20 protein-coding genes and 1 tRNA gene are annotated in these 16,692 nt (G+C 69.2%); 10 read left to right on the top strand and 11 right to left on the bottom strand.

The features are described from left to right. The 4 genes from ACK4K7_RS00190 to ACK4K7_RS00175 form a co-directional block, all read right to left on the bottom strand. Positions 1–321: sugar phosphate nucleotidyltransferase (locus ACK4K7_RS00190; protein ID WP_431863095.1), on the bottom strand; the 321-nt coding region annotated here is incomplete at its 3' end. A 50-nt stretch (positions 322–371) separates the two neighbouring features. Beyond that, positions 372–1,058: a 2,3-diphosphoglycerate-dependent phosphoglycerate mutase gene (gene gpmA / locus ACK4K7_RS00185; protein WP_431863094.1), complete on the bottom strand. Its 687-nt coding sequence runs from the start codon at positions 1,056–1,058 to the stop codon at positions 372–374. Continuing rightward, positions 1,058–2,191 carry a M14 family metallopeptidase gene (locus tag ACK4K7_RS00180; RefSeq protein ID WP_431863093.1) on the bottom strand — a complete coding sequence of 378 codons (1,134 nt, stop codon included), beginning with the start codon at positions 2,189–2,191 and terminating at the stop codon, positions 1,058–1,060. Before ACK4K7_RS00180 ends, gpmA begins: the two co-directional genes overlap by 1 nt. After that, positions 2,188–2,805 (bottom strand): DUF4136 domain-containing protein, encoded by a 618-nt coding sequence (locus tag ACK4K7_RS00175; protein WP_431863092.1) that lies wholly within the window; start codon positions 2,803–2,805, stop codon positions 2,188–2,190. The genes ACK4K7_RS00180 and ACK4K7_RS00175 overlap by 4 nt, the downstream gene beginning before the upstream one ends. 86 nt (positions 2,806–2,891) lie before the next feature. Between ACK4K7_RS00175 and galE the strand changes: the two genes are divergently transcribed. Next, positions 2,892–3,899 (top strand): UDP-glucose 4-epimerase GalE, encoded by a 1,008-nt coding sequence (galE, locus tag ACK4K7_RS00170; RefSeq protein ID WP_431863091.1) that lies wholly within the window; start codon positions 2,892–2,894, stop codon positions 3,897–3,899. Positions 3,900–3,983: 84 nt separating this feature from the next. Then, complete coding sequence (locus ACK4K7_RS00165; RefSeq protein ID WP_431863090.1) at positions 3,984–4,847, top strand: YybH family protein; 864 nt, start codon at positions 3,984–3,986, stop codon at positions 4,845–4,847. A gap of 3 nt (positions 4,848–4,850) precedes the next feature. Here the strand turns inward: ACK4K7_RS00165 and ACK4K7_RS00160 are convergent, their stop codons facing one another. Continuing rightward, positions 4,851–5,228, bottom strand: a complete 378-nt coding sequence (locus tag ACK4K7_RS00160; RefSeq protein ID WP_431863089.1) for a hypothetical protein — start codon at positions 5,226–5,228, stop codon at positions 4,851–4,853. A 192-nt stretch (positions 5,229–5,420) separates the two neighbouring features. On the opposite strand from ACK4K7_RS00160, the gene ykgO reads away from it, so the two are divergent. The 6 genes from ykgO to ACK4K7_RS00130 all read left to right on the top strand — a co-directional run bounded on the left by ykgO (position 5,421) and on the right by ACK4K7_RS00130 (position 9,373). After that, positions 5,421–5,546, top strand: coding sequence for a type B 50S ribosomal protein L36 (gene ykgO / locus ACK4K7_RS00155; RefSeq protein WP_006833921.1), 126 nt, complete (start codon positions 5,421–5,423; stop codon positions 5,544–5,546). Between the two features lie 13 nt (positions 5,547–5,559). Beyond that, positions 5,560–6,162, top strand: a complete 603-nt coding sequence (locus tag ACK4K7_RS00150; protein ID WP_431863088.1) for an HAD family hydrolase — start codon at positions 5,560–5,562, stop codon at positions 6,160–6,162. A gap of 95 nt (positions 6,163–6,257) precedes the next feature. Continuing rightward, positions 6,258–8,030 (top strand): single-stranded-DNA-specific exonuclease RecJ, encoded by a 1,773-nt coding sequence (gene recJ, locus ACK4K7_RS00145; RefSeq protein ID WP_431863607.1) that lies wholly within the window; start codon positions 6,258–6,260, stop codon positions 8,028–8,030. 62 nt (positions 8,031–8,092) lie between these two features. Beyond that, positions 8,093–8,168, top strand: a tRNA-Glu gene (locus ACK4K7_RS00140). A gap of 578 nt (positions 8,169–8,746) precedes the next feature. After that, positions 8,747–8,869, top strand: coding sequence for a hypothetical protein (locus ACK4K7_RS00135; protein WP_431863606.1), 123 nt, complete (start codon positions 8,747–8,749; stop codon positions 8,867–8,869). Positions 8,870–9,151: 282 nt separating this feature from the next. Further along, on the top strand, positions 9,152–9,373 hold the full coding sequence (locus ACK4K7_RS00130) for a GNAT family N-acetyltransferase (RefSeq protein ID WP_431863087.1): 222 nt from the start codon (positions 9,152–9,154) through the stop codon (positions 9,371–9,373). 383 nt (positions 9,374–9,756) lie between these two features. Here ACK4K7_RS00130 and ACK4K7_RS00125 read toward each other — a convergent pair whose 3' ends face one another. Next, a complete protein-coding gene (locus tag ACK4K7_RS00125; protein ID WP_431863086.1) occupies positions 9,757–11,133 on the bottom strand; it encodes a PLP-dependent aminotransferase family protein in 1,377 nt (458 codons plus the stop codon). Between the two features lie 158 nt (positions 11,134–11,291). Here ACK4K7_RS00125 and ACK4K7_RS00120 point away from each other — a divergent pair, with 158 nt between their 5' ends. Further along, the gene (locus ACK4K7_RS00120; protein ID WP_431863085.1) at positions 11,292–11,612 is read left to right on the top strand and encodes a UrcA family protein; all 321 of its coding nucleotides are present in this window, start codon (positions 11,292–11,294) and stop codon (positions 11,610–11,612) included. Positions 11,613–11,625: 13 nt separating this feature from the next. Beyond that, the gene (locus ACK4K7_RS00115) at positions 11,626–12,474 is read left to right on the top strand and encodes a PhzF family phenazine biosynthesis protein (RefSeq protein ID WP_431863084.1); all 849 of its coding nucleotides are present in this window, start codon (positions 11,626–11,628) and stop codon (positions 12,472–12,474) included. A gap of 48 nt (positions 12,475–12,522) precedes the next feature. Here the strand turns inward: ACK4K7_RS00115 and ACK4K7_RS00110 are convergent, their stop codons facing one another. The 5 genes from ACK4K7_RS00110 to ACK4K7_RS00090 all read right to left on the bottom strand — a co-directional run bounded on the left by ACK4K7_RS00110 (position 12,523) and on the right by ACK4K7_RS00090 (position 16,690). Further along, positions 12,523–13,893, bottom strand: coding sequence for a PLP-dependent aminotransferase family protein (locus ACK4K7_RS00110; RefSeq protein WP_431863083.1), 1,371 nt, complete (start codon positions 13,891–13,893; stop codon positions 12,523–12,525). A 99-nt stretch (positions 13,894–13,992) separates the two neighbouring features. Continuing rightward, positions 13,993–14,880 (bottom strand): NAD(P)-dependent oxidoreductase, encoded by an 888-nt coding sequence (locus ACK4K7_RS00105; protein ID WP_431863081.1) that lies wholly within the window; start codon positions 14,878–14,880, stop codon positions 13,993–13,995. Continuing rightward, positions 14,877–15,287: a nuclear transport factor 2 family protein gene (locus ACK4K7_RS00100; protein ID WP_431863080.1), complete on the bottom strand. Its 411-nt coding sequence runs from the start codon at positions 15,285–15,287 to the stop codon at positions 14,877–14,879. Before ACK4K7_RS00100 ends, ACK4K7_RS00105 begins: the two co-directional genes overlap by 4 nt. Positions 15,288–15,293: 6 nt before the next feature. Then, positions 15,294–16,073, bottom strand: coding sequence for a DUF4336 domain-containing protein (locus ACK4K7_RS00095; protein ID WP_431863079.1), 780 nt, complete (start codon positions 16,071–16,073; stop codon positions 15,294–15,296). Beyond that, on the bottom strand, positions 16,070–16,690 hold the full coding sequence (locus tag ACK4K7_RS00090) for a glutathione S-transferase family protein (protein WP_431863078.1): 621 nt from the start codon (positions 16,688–16,690) through the stop codon (positions 16,070–16,072). The genes ACK4K7_RS00095 and ACK4K7_RS00090 overlap by 4 nt, the downstream gene beginning before the upstream one ends. Positions 16,691–16,692: the final 2 nt, after the last annotated feature.

Genomic DNA, 16,692 nt, shown 5'->3' with positions numbered 1-16,692 from the left:
CTCCCTCGGACGGGGGGGGAGAGAGACAAAAGCGGCCGCTGGTGTGGTGTTGTGGGTGGGGGGTCCGAGGGTCAGGCGGTCGCCGGCCCCGCCGCCGTCCAGCTGCCGCTCGATCTCGTCGGCATGGGCTTCGTTGGCGACCACCAGCGGCGGCGCGAACAAAGCGGGATCCGCCACCCGCGCCGCCGTCATCCGCAGCATCGTGTCGTCCCCGAGCAGCGGCAGCAGCTGCTTGGGCCGGGCTTCACGCGACAGCGGCCACAGGCGGGTGCCCGATCCGCCGGACAGGATCACGGGCACGATCGGGGCGGGAGCATCCATGTTCATGGTCTAGGGCGTGCGCCGGGCGCCCGCAACGGCCGACGCCGGGATCAGCGGTCCTTCAGATAGTAACGCTCGATCTCGACGAGATCCTCGTCCAGTTCGTAGACGATCGGCTGGCCGGTCGGGATTTCGAGTCCCGTGATCTCTGCGTCCGGAATGTTCGACAGATGCTTCACCAGCGCGCGCAGCGAATTGCCGTGGGCGGAGATGACCACCCGGTCGCCCGCCCGCAGCGCCGGCGCGATCCGCTCTTCCCAATAAGGCAGGACGCGGGCGATCGTGTCCTTCAGGCTCTCGGTGCGCGGAATGTCGATGCCGGCATAGCGGCGGTCGTTGGTGAGATCGAACGGGCCGTCCGGCTCGGCCGCGGGCGGCGGGATGTCGAAGGAGCGGCGCCAGATATGGACCTGCTCGTCGCCATGCTTCGCCGCCGTCTCCGCCTTGTCGAGCCCGGTGAGGCCGCCATAATGGCGCTCGTTCAGCCGCCAATGCTTCTCCACCGGCAGCCACAGCCGGCCCATCGCCTCGAGCGCGATATGCAGCGTCTTGATCGCGCGGGTCTGGAGGCTGGTGAAGCAGATGTCGAAATCGAGGCCCTTGGCGGCCATCAGCTCGCCGGCGGCCCTGGCTTCGGCCGCGCCCTTTTCGGTGACGTCGACGTCCCACCAGCCGGTGAAGCGGTTCTCGAGGTTCCAGGCCGACTGGCCGTGGCGGATCAGGACCAGGCGGGGCATCAGCGGCGATACTCCTCGACCTGGCCGATCACGGCGTGGAGCGCGGCCAGGCAGGCGCGGGCCAGGTGGCGGCATCGGTCGGGCGACCAGCCTTCCTCCGGATCGGGCAGGTCGTCATTGTCCTTGAACGGCATTTCCAGCGTCATCGTCACCGCGCCGAACCGCTCGGCGAGCTGGGCGGTGGACATGGACAGGTTCGCTTGGCCGGGCGCGGCGATCTCATAGCCCTGCTTCGTCTGGAAATCGGGCGACAGCCGCTCCAGCGCGTCCGAATAGGCCGCGAACAAGGCGCCCTGTTCCTCCTTCCAGCTGGGGATGCCTTCGAAGCCGGCGAGGAAGTTGGCGGGGATCGCCTCGTCGCCATGGACGTCCATCGCGAAATCGACGCCGGTCCGCTTCATCTCCTCCAGGACATGGAGCACTTCCGGGCTGCGCTCGGCGCTCGGCGCGTGCCATTCGCGGTTGAGGTTCACGCCGGCGGCGTTGGTCCGCAGATGGCCGCGCCGGGTGCCGTCCGGATTCATGTTGGGGACGATGTGGAAGGTGGCGCGCGCGCGCAGGCTCCGCGCGACCGGGTCGGCATCGTCGAGCAGCCGCTCGAGCGCGCCTTCCATCCACCATTCGGCCATGCTCTCGCCCGGATGCTGGCGGGCGTAGAGCCAGACGGACAGCGGGCCGGTGCCGATCTTCAGATAGTCGATTTCCTGCCCGTCGAGCGTCTGGCCGAGCGAGCGGTGCTCGACATCGGGGTGGAGGGCGGCGCCGGCGATGAGGTCGTGGTGGCGTTCCATCGTGAACGGGGCGAAATAGGCGAACCAGGCACTGTTCGTCGTAGGGGTGGCGCGAATGGTGAGGACGCGTCCCTGGTAGGAGGTGTCGACCTGCCGCCAGCTTTCGCGATCCTCCGACATGCGGGCGCGGTAGCCGTCCCAGCCATGGGCGTAAGCGGCGCCGCCGGCATTCAGGATGCGGAGTTCCAGCGCACGCCCGGCGCAGCCGGTCACGCGGAAATGGAACCATTGATAGAAATCGGACTGGTGGTCGCTGACGATTTCAAGGTCGATGCGGTCGCCGTCCACGGCGACCAGGCGAATGTTGCCGCCGTCGAAGGCGCTCGATACGGATAGGGTCATCTCACCCTGATAGTGCGGCCCGACTCGCCGGGGAAGTCCCGAAACAGGGCTTCGGCGAGGAGGTCGACGGCGGCCCGCCGGTCGGCGAGCGGCGTGCCCAGCCGCGCCTCGGTGGTCGCGCGGCCTTCCCAGAAGACGGTGGTGTCGGAGCGGCGCTGGATGCGCACCTCCAGCATGGTCGCCACGATCTCGTTCGATCCGCCGCCGATCGGAATGCCGACGCCCAGGCCCACGCCGACCCCGCCGCGGCCCCATCCGCCGGTGCCGCCGCCGACGCCGATCGACACGGAAGAACGCTGGCCGATCGCCTCGCGGCTGCCCTGCTCGACGCTCACCAGCGCCACCTGTTCGGAGCGGACATTGGCCGGCACGACCGTCCAGCCCTGGCGCTGCAGCTCGCGCGTCACCGCGGCGGCATATTGCGCGAATTCCAGGCTGTTGCCGTCCGCCCGGTTGAACGGCTCGACCGCGATCTGGGCGCGGGCGACCGGCTGGTCGAGGTGGAAGCGGGTGACTTCGGCGCCCGCCTGGACGCCGGCGCCCTGCGGCGTCGCGCAGCCCGCGAGCGCGGCCGCCAAGAGGATCGCGCCGCAGCGCCGGATCGTGGATGTCATGGCCACCTCGCCTTTACCTCGTTGAGATTATATTGGCACTGGAACGAACCTGCGACGTTTTGGCTTCATCCTGTAGGGGTTTTTCGATGCAAGGCAGCTCTTCGAAGCCGGCGGTGCTGGTCACCGGCGGCGCGGGTTATATCGGCAGCCATGCGGTGCTGGCGCTGCTCGACGCCGGCTGGCCGGTGGTGGTGATCGACAATCTGACGACCGGCTTTCGCTGGGCGGTGCCGGACGCGGCGGCGTTCGTCGAGGGCGACGTCGGCGACCAGGCGCTGGTCGGCCGGCTGATCGCCGAGCATGGGATCGGCGCGATCATGCATTTCGCCGGATCGATCGTGGTGCCCGAATCGGTCGCCAAACCGCTCGAATATTATGAGAACAATACGGTGAAGAGCCGCGCCCTCATCGCCGCGGCGGTCGCGGGGGGCGTGCGGCACTTCATCTTCTCCTCGACGGCGGCGACCTATGGAATCCCGGAACGGGTGCCGGTGGCGGAGGAGGCGCCGACGGTGCCGATCAATCCCTATGGCTGGTCCAAGCTGATGACGGAGCGGATGCTGGCCGACGCGGCGGCGGCGCATCCGCTCAACTATTGCGCGCTGCGTTACTTCAACGTCGCCGGCGCCGATCCCGAGGGGCGCTCCGGCCAGTCCACGGCGGGCGCGACCCATCTCATCAAGGTGGCGGTCGAGGCGGCGACCGGCAAGCGCGGCCATGTCAGCGTATTCGGCACCGACTATGCGACTCCCGACGGCACCGGCATCCGCGACTATATCCATGTCAGCGACCTCGCCGCCGCCCATCTGCGCGCGCTCGAGCGGCTGATCGCCGAGCCGGAGCGCAGCCACACGCTCAATTGCGGCTATGGCCGCGGCTTTTCGGTGATGGAGGTGCTGGACAGCGTCGACCGCGTCACCAACCGGCCGATCGAGCGCCGCATGGAGCCGCGCCGCGCGGGCGATCCCGACGCGCTCGTCGCCGACAATCGGCGCATCCTGGGCACCCTCGACTGGCGCCCGGCCCGGGCCGATCTCGACACGATCGTCGCCGACGCCCTCGCCTGGGAACGCCGGCTCGGCGAGCGGGGCTGACCTTTCGACGAGACGCATCGACTTTTCTGCCAAGCGCATCCGGTCGTCTCGCGCACGGGGCCGCGGGAGAGTAGAAGCTGGGGCATGAGAAAGCTCCTGCTGATCCTGCTGCTGCTCGGCGCCGTTCCGGCCCGGGCAGCCGATCCCGCCGCCGCCGTCGAGGCGTTGCTCGCCGCCGATCGCGCCTTCGCCGCGGCCGCCAGGGAACGCCCCGCCGCCGACGCGATCGGGGCGATGTTCGACGCGGCCGTGGTCGTGCCGCAGCCGGACGGCCGCTTCGTCGAAGGCAAAGCGGCGGCGCTGGCGGCGCTGCGCGCCAATCCGTTCAACCTCGCGGCGCACGCCGAATGGCGGCCGCTGCGCGCCGGCATCTCCGCCGACGGACGGCACGGCTTCAGCTTCGGCTATATGACGATGGCGGCACCCGGCGGCGAGGTCCGGCTGCTCAAATATCTGGCTTATTGGGTGAAGCGGCCGGAAGGCTGGCGGGTCGCGCTCTACCGCCGCTCGCTGCGCGCCGCCGGCGAGGAAACGGCGGCGATGCCGCCCTCCCTGCCCGGCCGGGCCTTCCCCGGCGAGGTGGAGGCGCACCGCCGCGGCCTCGCCGCCGCCGAAACCGCTTTTTCGGACGAGGCGCAGCGGATCGGCCTCGGTCCCGCTTTCGCCAGATATGGCGCGCCGGATGCGGTCAATCTCGGGCGCGAGGCCGGCTTCGTCCTCGGCGCGGAAGCGATCGCCCGCTCGATTGATCCCGGCTATGCGCCGCCGAGCCCGGTTTCCTGGGGACCGGACGGCGGCGTGCTGGTCGCCGGCAGCGGCGATCTCGGCGCCACCTGGGGCCATGTTCGGAGCAACGGCCCGGTGCCCGAAGGCCAGCCGGCGAGCTTCCCCTTCATCACCATCTGGCGCCGCGGCGCCGACGGCAACTGGCGCTACGTCGCCGAATAAGGCTCAGAAGCGGAGCTGCAGGCCGACGGCGGCGATGTTGCGGTCGCGCTGTCGAATGTCGGCGGCGCGGCCGAGCGATTCGACGTTGCTGCGCGGCCGCGCGATTTCGGTCACGCTGAATCGGCCGAGGCCGATCGTCACCCCGTCCTCCACTTCGACGCTGGCGACGAGGCCGTTGCGGACGACGGGGAAACCGTCTTCGTCATAGCGGTCGCGGGTGACACTGAGGCGGGGGAGGTTGCGGCCCTCGGCCGCGGCGGTCGAGGCTGGTTGTGCGAAGGAGCGATTGAACAGGCCCTCGCCGCTCCGCTGCTGCCCCCAGGCCTGCGAAGCGAGGGCGAGTGCCGCCAACGGCGCCAGCACGATGAGGCGCGGTGTCATGGCTTGCCTTCAGTCCCTGTTTCCTTTGCTGCTACAGCGCCTCAGCCGCCGCGGAAGTTCCCGCCGTTGCGCCGGCGCAACGAGTGCGGGCACGCAGCCGCCGCGCTTGACTAAGCCGCCGGCTGCCACTAGGTGGGCGCCTCGCTTTTCCGGCAATCTCACAAGTTGAAAGAACAGGCAGGTCGTACGGCCATGAAGATCCGCAACTCTCTGAAGTCCCTCAAGTCGCGCCACCGCGACTGCCGCGTGATCCGTCGCCGGGGCCGCACCTACGTCATCAACAAGACGAACCGCCGCTTCAAGGCGCGCCAGGGCTGACGTCCGCGTGACGGTGAGCGCCGTCGTCTTCGACGTCGGCAACGTCCTCTACGGCTGGGATCCCGACGCGTTTCTGGTCCGCCAGATCGCGGACGACGCGGCGCGCCTGAGGTTCATCGACGATGTCGGTCTGTGGGACTGGCACGACACGCTCGACGGCGGCCGGCCGTTCGACGAGGCGGCGGCCGAGCTCAGCGGCAAATTCCCCGAATATGCGCATCTGATCTCCGCCTGGGGCGAACGTTTCGGCGAGACGATCAGCGATCCGGTGCCGGGCGTCCACGCCCTCGTCGAGCGGCTCGACGCGCGCGGCGTGCCGCTGTTCGCCATCACCAATTTCTCCGCCGACTTCTGGACGCCCTTCGCGGCGCGGGAGGCGGCGTTCTTCGGCCGCTTCCGCGACATCGTCGTGTCGGGCCGGGAGAAGCTGCTGAAGCCCGATCCCGCCATCTACTATCTGGCGCTGGACCGCTTCGGCCTGAAGCCGGCGGAAGCGCTGTTCATCGACGACCGGCTGGTCAATGTCGAAGGCGCGCGCGCCGTCGGCATGAAGGCCCACCTCTTCACCGACGCCGCCGATTTGCAGGCCCGGCTGGAGGCGGAGGGGCTGCTCTAGGCGGGCTGCGCGGCGGAGTTGCGCGCTTATCCACGGCTTTCCGCCGCGCCGGGATTCACTTCGCCGCCGCCTTGGCCTAAGCTTGGGCCATGCTGATGACTTCCTCTCTCGTCTGCGGGGTCGAACGGTCGATCCTGGGCCAGCCGTGGCGCTGGCGGGGGACGGCGGCGGGGGGCGGCGACGGCGATCCGCGCGCCGACGAGCTGGTCGATCAGCTGCTGATGGCGCGCGGCGTGGCGCGGGCGGAGCTCGGCCGCCACCGCAGCCCCACCATCCGCGACTTCATGCCCGATCCGTCGCTGTTCCGCGACATGGACACGGCCGCCGAGCGGCTGGCCCTCGCCGTCATGGCGGGCGAGCCGGTCACCGTGTTCGGCGATTATGACGTGGACGGCGCGACCTCGGCGGCGCTGCTCGTGCGGCTGCTGCGCGGGCTCGGCGCCGATCCGGGCGTCTACATCCCCGATCGGCTGATGGAAGGCTATGGGCCCTCGGGCGAGGCGCTGGTCCGCATCGCGAAGGGCGGCGCGCGGCTGATCGTCACCGTCGATTGCGGCGCGCAGGCGTTCGAGGCGCTGGACATGGCCCATGCGGCCGGCGTCGACGTGATCGTGGTCGATCATCACAAATGCGCGAGCCGGCTCCCGGTGGCGGCGGCATTGGTCAATCCCAACCGGCTCGACGAGTGCGACGCGGCGGCGGCGCACGGCCATCTCGCCGCGGTCGGCGTCTGCTTCCTGCTCGGCGCGGCCTTGCTGCGGGTGCTGCGGCGGCGCGGCTTCTTCGAAGGGCGGGAGGAGCCGCGGCTCATCGACCTGCTCGATCTCGTCGCGCTCGGCACGGTCGCCGACGTGGCGCAGCTGCGCGGCCTCAACCGCGCCTTCGTGACGCAGGGGCTGAAGGTGATGGCCGGGCGGCGCAACACCGGCCTCGCCGCGCTCGCCGAAGCGGCGCGGCTGACGCGGGCGCCGACCTGCGCCGATCTCGGCTTCGCGCTCGGCCCGCGGATCAACGCCGGCGGGCGGGTCGGCAAGGCGAACCTCGGCGTGCGGCTGCTCGCCACCGAGGATCCGGACGAGGCCGCCGCCATCGCCGCCGAGCTCGACCGGCTGAACGAGGAGCGCCGCGCGATCGAGGCGGCGGTGTGCGAGGCGGCCGAGGCGCAATGCAAAAGCCAGAGCGAGCGCGCCGTGGCGCTGGTCGCGGGCGAGGGCTGGCATCCGGGCGTGATCGGCATCGTCGCCGGGCGGCTGAAGGAAAGGCTCGGGCGGCCCGCCATCGTCGTCGCCGTGGGCGAGGACGGGCTCGGCAAGGGTTCGGGGCGCTCGATCTCCGGCGTCGATCTTGGCGCGGCGGTGCTCGCGGCGAAGGACAGCGGCCTGCTGGTGGCGGGCGGCGGCCATGCGATGGCGGCGGGGCTGACCGTCGCCGCCGACCGGATCGGGGAATTGGCGGCGTTCCTGGACGAACGGCTGGCCGCCGACGTGGCGCGCAGCCGGGAGGACCGGGCGCTGCTGGTCGATGCCGTGGTCGCGCCGGGCGGCGTCTGCCCGTCGCTGTGCGACGCGCTCGACGCCGGCGGGCCTTACGGCGCCGGCTGGGCGGCGCCGCGGGTCGTGGCCGGGCCGGTACGGCTCGTGAAGGCCGACACGGTGGGAAACGGCCATCTGCGCCTGATCGTCGCCGGCGACGACGGGCGGCGGGTGAAGGCGATCGCCTTTCGCATGGCGGACGGCGCATTGGGCCAGGCGCTGCTCGCCTGTCCGCCGCACCGCAAGCTGTGGATCGCCGGCCGGGTGAAGCGCGACGAATGGGGCGACCGGGTGGCGGCCGAGCTCCATCTCGAAGACGCCGCCTTCGCCGATTGACCCCGCCGCTTCGCGCTTGACCCCCGCCGCGCCAGCCCCTAAGTGCCGGGCCTCGCTCGCGAGGCCCCTTCGTCTAGCGGTCTAGGACGTCGCCCTTTCACGGCGAAAACACGGGTTCGAGTCCCGTAGGGGTCACCAAATCGCCGGAAACGCCCGAAATCCCGGAATTCAGTCCTTTTTTTCGTCGCTGGTACAGCGAGGCGGTAGGAAAGCTACAAAAACTTCGAGGCTCTACCTCCACGACAACGGTGTCCATGACCTGCGGCGGCAGATTCCGGAAGCGCTCCGCGCCTACTGCGGACGCGGCACCCACTACAAGGAGTCGCTTGGCGTTCGCGACTACGAAGCCGCGAAGCCGTTGTTCGCCGTCGCAGATGCGAAATGGCAGGCCCGGAAGAAGGTTGCATGGGCGGCCGTGGGCCCCGAGGCGGCCGCGCTCCCTCCTGAACGTGCAGCAGATATCGCCGCCCAGTTCCTATTCGGAGATCGGCGTGGCGCCGCGTCTGTCAGCAAGGCCTCTAATCGTGCGGCCTTCGCTCTCGCCCTCATCGCCGGCCAGATCGAGACTGAACAGACGGCTGAATTGAATCCGCTCACGGACGACTACGCGTTTCCCGACAATGGGAATTTTGAAGATGCTCGGGCAGTCCATGGCCGGATCGGATCGAAACGCTCCGTCAGGAATTCAATCGTGGCGATGACAGCGGCGCACAGCGATCGACGCCTACCAGCGCGATCTGGAGGTCATCCTCGCCTCGGATTGCATTGCCGGCTATGATGAGGAGCACGCGCGGATTTCAATGCGATACATGGACGGCAAATCGGCCGCGCCCTCATGAATTATGAAATTCAAGCCCGCCTCGCGGACTGAGTTCGCACGTCCGCTTTCCACCCTTAATGGGCGGTCGCAGATCAACTAACCTCGCGGGGATTTGAGGCAGCCGCGGTTCGCCCGCACGAAAACTGAAATTTCCATGCCCCACAACGCCAGAATAACCATTGGCCCAGGGCGAACAAGATGCTTCCAGTGACCATGCTTCAGCCGATTCCTGGAGCCAACGCAGCTGCTCTGAATCTGGCTCGAGGCTTCACGCGTCGGACATCCGTTTCTTGGCGAGGCTGTGCTCCAGGAGCAGCTTCCCAAGCTAAGAGACGTCTACATCCCACATGCCGACAATTGGGTCGCGACCGACGGTGAGAGCATTCTGGGTTTCATCGGAATGGTCGAAAATCATATCGGTGGCCTCTTTGTCGCGCCGGAGGCGCATCGCGGAGGCGTTGGGCGCCTGCTCCCCGCAAGGAGCGGGATGATGAAGGGAGGCCAATCCCGTTGCTCCGCATGAAGCGACCGGCCGAGGCCGGCAAGGCCAGCAATTAGAAATGGCTGGTTCCCTGCAGAAACATGATCGACGGAAGGTGTGGTCACCCCGAGTCCGTGTTCTCCAGTTCCGAGCCTGATTGGAGAGCGCCGCTTCCGCTCCTGCGATCCAAGATGAGGCCGTGCGGCTTTGGTCGCCTGCATTTCTCCAGCCGAGCGGGCGATGAGGAACACAAGGTGGCTAGCCACGCGGTTTCGGGGATCGATCAATCGACCGCATCCGCGCCGGCCGGGCGCTTTCGCCGCAGGCTGTTGAAGATTCCGATGTTGCAATCCGAGAGGTCATGTTTTCGGCGTACATCAGCCGATAAAGCTGTTTCCCGGTACAGCCTCTCCCGCCGACGATCGTCATCTCTGGCCGGGGAGCGGATCAAATCGCATCGCCGCGGAGAGGAACGCGAAGATGCGCGCGTCGTCGCTCATCGCGACGTTGAAGCGCAGATGGTCGCCCCACCGGCCGCTGGTGCTGAACACATTGCCGGGCGCCAGGATGATATTCTCCTTGAGCGCGGCGCGGGCGACCGCGGCGGTGTCTCCGGCTTCGAGAGGAAGGCGGGCCCATATGAAGATCCCGGCCGGAGGGTCCGTCCACGGCTCCATCCCGATCCGGCGGAGCCGTGCGAGCGTGTCCTCCCTCGCGCGGGCAAGCCGTGTTCGCAGAGCCTCGAGGTGGCGGCGATAACCTCCGCTGGTGAGCACCGAATAGAGCAGGTCTCCCGCCAGCGGATTTCCGGACACCGACGTCGCGATCCGGAGGTCCGCGATTGCCTCGATCCAGTCGGATCGGGCGGCGATGTGGCCGCATCGGACGGCCGCGGACAGCGACTTCGAGAAGCTGCCGATGCGGATCACCCTGTCGAGGCCGTCGAAGGCGGCAAGGCGCGGCGTCGGCCGCTCTTCGAAGTCGGCGAAGATGTCGTCCTCGACGACCACCATGTCGTGCGCCTCGGCAATCGCGAGCAGACGGTGCAGCGTCGCCGCCGGCGTCGTGACGCCGGTCGGATTGTGGATCGCCGAATTGAACAGATAGAGGCGGGGCCGGTGGGCCGCCGCCGCCGCGGCGAACGCGGCCACGTCCGGACCCGTCCTGGTCATCGGGATGCCGACGACGTTGGCGCGGTGGGCGCGAAGGAGAGCGAGGAAGTTGAAATAGGTCGGATCGTCGACCAGCACCGTATCGCCGGGCTCCAGGAGAAAGCGGCAGACGAGATCGAGCGAATGGGTGCTGCTGTCGGTGAGCAGGATCTGGTCCGGCGCCGCTTCCACGCCCTGTTCGGACAGCCGCCGCGCGAGCAGCGCGCGGAGCCGCGGCGAACCGAGCCGCGTGGCATAGCTCGTCAGCCCGCCGCCCCGGTCGCCGCGCGCGGCGCCGCGCATGGCCTTGCGCAGCTCGTCGCCGGCCAGCCAGTCGTCGGGCAGCCATCCGCACCCGGGCTTGACCGCATGATCCATTCCCGCGAGCGACTGCCGCAGCATCCAGACCGGATCGACCTCGCGATCGACGCCGTCGCTCATTCTGTCGAGCGCCAGTGGTGCGACCGGAGCCGATACGTAGAAGCCCGATCCGGGGCGGGGCCGGACCACGCCCTCCGCCGCCAGCCGGTCATAAGCTTCCACCACCGTCGATTTGGAGAAGCCGGTCGTCTCCGCCATCGCACGCAGCGAGGGCAGCCGCGCGCCCGGCAGGAGCGCCCGCCGCGCAATCCGGTCCCGAACCAGCTGCATCACCTGCTCGGTCCGCGTCCGGGATCGACCATCCTCGCGGCTTGCTCGCGCCACCACCGTATCCTCATGCCGGTCAGTACAGTTCGTTGGGATTGTACTGGATCGTCCCTGTCCTGGCGAGCCGAAAGGCTGCAATTCTTCCGAAGATGGAGGCGAGGATGAGACGTTCCGGAGTCTTGATGTGCGTTCTTCCGGCGGTTGTGGCCCTGTCCCCGGCCCAAGCGGGCGAGCTTCAACGTCATCAGTTCAGGATCGTCGTGCCGAGCGCGGACCTCCAGCCCGCAGATCCGGCGGCCGCACGGCGCGTCGCCGCCCGGATCGACCGAACCGTGCTCGAGGGCTGTGGTGCGGCCCGCACGGCGTGGCCCACTCTCAAGCGCGCCGTTCGCCGATCGCCTTGCTGGCGGGACAGCATGGATGAGATACGACGGCGCCTGACCCACCCGCTGCTCATCGCGGCGATCGACGACCTTCTTTGACCGGAGCCCCGCTTTGCATCGTCCTTTCCAGCTCGTCGACGTGTTCGGAACCGGCCCGTTCACCGGCAATCCCCTCGCGGTGGTATCGGACGCCGAGGAGCTCAGCACGACCGAAATGCAGCGCATCGCGCGCTGGCTGAACCTTTCGGAGACCGCCTTCCTGCTGCCACCGACGCGGCCCGATGCCGATTACCGGGTCCGCATCTTCACTCTCGCCCGCGAGTTGCCGTTCGCCGGCCACCCGACGCTGGGAAGTTGCCATGCCTGGCTCGCGGCCGGCGGGCGTCAAAGCCTTTCCGATGCCGTGGTGCAGGAGTGCGGTGCCGGGCTGGTCAGGATCAGGAGGCAGGAAGACCGCCTCGCCTTCGCGGCGCCGCCGCTCATCCGCGCGGGTCGCCCGGCCGAAGCGGAAATCGTGCAGGTCGCGGACGTGCTGCGGATCGACCGGTCGGCGATCGTCGATGCGCAGTGGGTCGACAACGGCCCCGGCTGGATCGCGGTGATGCTGCACTCCGCCGCGGACGTCCTGGCGATCGAGCCCGCCTGGCACCATGAGGGGGTGGTCGACATAGGAGTCGTCGGTGCCCATGCCGAAGGTGGAGATGCCGATTACGAGGTGCGCGCGTTCTTCGGCAACGGTCTGGGAGGATTGATCGAGGACCCGGTGACGGGCAGCCTCAACGCATCGATCGGGCAATGGCTGTTCGCCAGCGGACGCGCCCGCCATCGCTATGTCGCCGCCCAGGGGACTCGACTCGGCCGGACCGGCCGCATCATCGTGACCCAGGACGAAGACGGTCAGATATGGGTGGGCGGCCGCACCGCAACGCTGTTTCACGGCACGCGGCGCGAGGACGGCTGACGCTTTCTGCCACGGTAAGATGAGTGCGGGTCCATCCTTGGCCGCGGCTCAGACGAAGGCGATCGACCGGCCGGCAATCTCCTCGTGCAAGGCGTCGCGAACGACCTCCAGACCGCGCACCACGTCCTCCGCTTCGGCCGCCGCGATACACAGGCGGATGCCCGACGCCAGATGGGCGTCGACGAGCGAGGCGTCCACAGGCGTGACCTGGACGCCGGCCCTGAGCGCGCGGCCGGCGGCGCGCTCCGCGTCGAGCACGGGCAGCGGGAGCCAGACGTGCGGAGAGGCGGCGAAGGCGGGACGCTCCACGGCGTCCCCGAGGATCTTGGCCGCCGTCTCGGTGCGCCATCGCACCTCCGCGACGATGTCCCGCAGGATGCCGTCCGCGGTGCCGTCCTCCACCCACTCGGCGAAGATCATGCCGCCCAGCGTCGCGGGACTCCAGCCGGCCGCCTGCGCCGCCCGGGCGACGGCGGTGTGCCTGTCCCGCGGCGGCAGGATGAATCCGACGCGAAGGCCCGGCGAGATGGACTTCGACACGCTGGCAACATGATAGGTCCGGTCCGGCAGCAGGTCGGCGAAGGTCGGAAGGCCCGGTGCGTCGAGAGCATAGGGCCGGTAGACGTCGTCCTCGATCAGGACGAGGCCGAGCCGCTCGGCAAGCCGGGCGATCTCATGCCGTCGAGCCTCGGAGAGGGTCCGGGTGGTCGGATTCTGCAGCGTCGGCATCACGTAGAGGATGCGCGCTCCGGTTCGCCGCGCGACATCCTCCACCGAGTCCGGGATCATGCCTCCGGCGTCCATCGCCACGGCATGCAGGCGATAGCCGGCATGATCGGCGAGCATGCGCATCCCGAAGAAGGTGGCGGCATCGCACATCACGCCGTCGCCGGGCCGGCCGGCGGCGGCGAGCGCGATCCCGAGACCGTGCTGGCCGCCGTTGCACTGGATGAGCCGCTCCGCGGTCGCCCCGTAGACGCCGCAGCGCCCCCGCAGCCATGCCGCGCCGGCGGCCCGCGTGCGAGGGAGGCCTTCGACCTGCGAGTAGGTGGCGGCCTCCGCGAGGTCCGGCCGGCCACGAAGGGCCGCCAGGGCCTCGCCGAGCCTGTCCGCCGCGGGTGCGGCCGGCGGGACGTTGCGTGCGAAATCGACCAGCGCCGCCGTCCCTTGTGCGCCGCGCCGGGCGGTGACGAATGAGCCGCGGCCGACATGGCCTCTCACGAGGCCGCGCCGCTCCGCTTCCGAATAGGCCTTGCTGACCGTGCCCACCCCGAGCCCGAGCCGGACAGCGAGGTCGCGGTGGGGGGGAAGCCGCGCGCCGGCGCGCAGGGCTCCGGACGCGACGTCGCGTTCGATGGCATCGGCGAGGCGTTCGTAGACCGGAGTGGAACCGTCAGCCAGAATGGGCTCCCAATTCACCTCGTCCCGCTCCCTCTCGCCACCGGCTTCACCAGGGCTCTACCAAGGGGATCGGCGCGGGTCGAGCGACGCGGACGCCAGCTCTTGCGAGAGGACATGTCACGGTAAGGAAAGCCTGTGACGGAATGCATGGAGCACCGCGACCATGTCCTCTTCCCCATATCCCGCATCGAGCGCGTCGGCGTAGAGCGCCCGGCATCGATCCAGCAGCGGGGAAGCGATCTCGCGGGCGTGCGCGGCATCGACGATCAGGCTGCAATTCTTGAGGACGTCGGCGATGGACGCCTGCGGTGCCTTGTCTCCGGACATCAGCTTGTCGAGCTTCATGCGCGACACCGCGCTCGCCATCGGGCCCTCATCCAGCACCTCCCGGAAGCGCTGAAGGTCGATCCGGTTTTGCCGGGCGAAGTTGAACGCCTCGGTGAGCCCGGTGACCGTCGCGATCAGGAAGATGTTCACCGCGAGCTTCGTGAGCAGGGCCGCGGGGACGGCGCCGCAGTCGACGAGGCTTCGGCACATCGGCGCGAGCAGGGGGCGCACCTTCCCAACTGCCCCGGCCGGACCCGCGAGCATCGCGACCAGCTCGCCGCGCTCGGCCGGGACGCGCGAGCCCGACACCGGCGCCTCGACATAGCTGCCGCCGCTTGCCTGCACGTCGCGGGAGAGGGCGGCCGAATATCGGGGCGAGGTGGTGCCCATCTGAACGATCGTGCGGCCGGCGACGTTGCGGGCGAATCCGTGGCCCGGACGCCCGAGCACCGCGTCGATCGCCTGCTCGTCGGCGAGCATCAATATGATGACGTCGCTGGAGGCGAACACTTCTGGCGCGGAGCTTGCGATCCGGGCGCGCCTGTCGTCGGAGAGCGCGTCAAGCGCGGTCGCCGAGCGGTTCCAGACGGTGAGCGTCCTCCCCGAGGAAAGCAGGCGCCGCGCCATGGGCAGCCCCATGATGCCGAGGCCGATGAAGCCGAGACGGGCTCCGCTCATGACCCGGCCGCTCGGCCGCCGCCGGTTGGGCGTGGCATGGCGCTCCGATCCATGAAGACCTCGTTCCGAATGATCAGGCCGCGGCCGATCTGGACAACGCACACACCCGACCAGCGAGGCGATGTCTCGCTGGCGTCGAGGCGCGCATCCCAGAAATTGAGGAAGCCGTCCCGCAGCGGAAGGCTTCGCCGGTGCGTCCAGACCCATTCCGGATAAGCCGCGAGCAAACGACGGAAATAATCCATCAGCCGTTCGCGTCCGAGGAGGCCGAGCGGGACCGCCGGGTCACTGTAGAAGGCGTCCGCGGCGTAGAAGGACAGCAGTCTCTCCGGGTCGTTCCCGGTCCAGGCAGGCAGCCAGCGTTCGCAGAACGCCCGCGCCGCTTCGGCGCTCCAGCCCTCGAACATCGGCATTCAGCCGCGCTCCCGGCGGGAGCTGGTCCTGCGCCCGGGCCGGGGAGCGAGGACCCAGCGGAACGCCCGCGCGAGCTCGGCGGCGCCGTCCGCCTGGTAGATGCGGCCATGGGCCATGACGACCCGCTCCGGCGCCCATTCGAGCATTCGCCTGGCGGCGGCGCGCAGCGCCCGGCGGTGCCGCAGGAAGCTCAGCCGGAGATCGAGCGGCGCCTTTCCATCGGGGTGGGTCGCACCGGCAAGCTTCAACGCCCAGCGGAGCGGCCGCACCCGCACCCGCTGCGCTTCGAAATTCTCGATGAGATCGGTGAGGATCAGGGTCCTGGAGGCGCGATGGAAGAACACCGCTTCCTCGATGGCGTCGCCGGCCACGAGCAGCTGATCGAAATCATCTGCCCATTCCGGTGGCGGATCGGACCCGAGGATCTCGGCTCCCGACACCTTTGTCTTGCGCACGAGGTCGGGAACCGCGAACAGCCGCGCCTCGGGAAAGCGATCCTGCCACGGGCCGGCATAGGCATGGTGGAGGCTGTTGGGCGCGACGAGGCAGGCGACGCGGCCAAGTCGCTCGACCGCCGAGTACAGCTCCGTGCGGGGCGCGATCGGCGAATGGACCCACAGGTCGCGCCCGCGAAGCCGGACGATCGTCATTCGCGTGGGGAACGGTACGCGAAGGCCCAGCATGTTCATGCGGATTTCGGGCCCGTCCACCGTCCAGACGCCGTCCGCCAGCGTTTTGGGCACCCATAGCGGCGCATAAGGGGCATGGGCTTCCCTCACCGGCGCGGCTCCATCGACAGACCCGGTGAGCTGGGTCCACACCCGAGGCGCTCCCTTACCCGCTCGATCCAGTGCAGGACCGACGGCCACCGGCCGAGATCGAACCCGCCCTCGGGTGCGAGCTGGGTGTAGGGAAGGAGGCAGATGTCGGCGAGGGTGAGCCGGCCCGCAACCAGCCAGTCGCTCCGTTCGAGCGTCGCCTCCATGATGGCGAGCGCGCGCTCGCCTCTTTCGAGCAACCGCGGGTCCAGATCCTCCTCGCTACGCCCGAGATACAGCCGCTGGAATCTTCGGACCGCAAGGTAAGGCTCGTGGCTATATTGTTCCCAGAACATCCATTCGAGCATCTTCGCGCGCTCGTAGGAGTCGGCCGGGACGAGAGGCGTCGCCTCGGCCAGGTGCAGCAGGATGGCGTTCGACTGGGCGAGCGCCCGGCCGTCTCCGAGAAGCAGCACCGGGATCTGTCCCGCAGGATTGAGAGCGAGGAATTCCGGCTCGCGCGTTGCGCCGGTCAGAATGTCGACGCGGCGCCATTCGTAGGCAAGGCCGAGATGGTCAAGCAGCCATTTGACCTTGAGGCAGTTGCCGGACCGCTCATCTCCCAGAACGACGAACATGG

The sequence above is a fragment of the Allosphingosinicella sp. genome (genome assembly GCF_046295735.1).
Lineage (GTDB): Bacteria > Pseudomonadota > Alphaproteobacteria > Sphingomonadales > Sphingomonadaceae > Allosphingosinicella.
The sequence above is the reverse complement of the archived record's forward strand: the minus strand, read 5'-3'. Positions and strand labels throughout refer to the sequence as shown.

Excerpts from the sequence above, each read along its gene's own strand:
- gpmA (WP_431863094.1), bottom strand. The coding sequence starts at position 1,058 with ATGCCCCGCCTGGTCCTGATCCGCCACGGCCAGTCGGCCTGGAACCTC.
- ACK4K7_RS00180 (WP_431863093.1), bottom strand. The coding sequence starts at position 2,191 with ATGACCCTATCCGTATCGAGCGCCTTCGACGGCGGCAACATTCGCCTG.
- ACK4K7_RS00175 (WP_431863092.1), bottom strand. The coding sequence starts at position 2,805 with ATGACATCCACGATCCGGCGCTGCGGCGCGATCCTCTTGGCGGCCGCG.
- galE (WP_431863091.1), top strand. The coding sequence starts at position 2,892 with ATGCAAGGCAGCTCTTCGAAGCCGGCGGTGCTGGTCACCGGCGGCGCG.
- ACK4K7_RS00165 (WP_431863090.1), top strand. The coding sequence starts at position 3,984 with ATGAGAAAGCTCCTGCTGATCCTGCTGCTGCTCGGCGCCGTTCCGGCC.
- ACK4K7_RS00160 (WP_431863089.1), bottom strand. The coding sequence starts at position 5,228 with ATGACACCGCGCCTCATCGTGCTGGCGCCGTTGGCGGCACTCGCCCTC.
- ykgO (WP_006833921.1), top strand. The coding sequence starts at position 5,421 with ATGAAGATCCGCAACTCTCTGAAGTCCCTCAAGTCGCGCCACCGCGAC.
- recJ (WP_431863607.1), top strand. The coding sequence starts at position 6,258 with ATGACTTCCTCTCTCGTCTGCGGGGTCGAACGGTCGATCCTGGGCCAG.
- ACK4K7_RS00125 (WP_431863086.1), bottom strand. The coding sequence starts at position 11,133 with ATGCAGCTGGTTCGGGACCGGATTGCGCGGCGGGCGCTCCTGCCGGGC.
- ACK4K7_RS00120 (WP_431863085.1), top strand. The coding sequence starts at position 11,292 with ATGAGACGTTCCGGAGTCTTGATGTGCGTTCTTCCGGCGGTTGTGGCC.
- ACK4K7_RS00105 (WP_431863081.1), bottom strand. The coding sequence starts at position 14,880 with ATGAGCGGAGCCCGTCTCGGCTTCATCGGCCTCGGCATCATGGGGCTG.
- ACK4K7_RS00100 (WP_431863080.1), bottom strand. The coding sequence starts at position 15,287 with ATGTTCGAGGGCTGGAGCGCCGAAGCGGCGCGGGCGTTCTGCGAACGC.
- ACK4K7_RS00090 (WP_431863078.1), bottom strand. The coding sequence starts at position 16,690 with ATGTTCGTCGTTCTGGGAGATGAGCGGTCCGGCAACTGCCTCAAGGTC.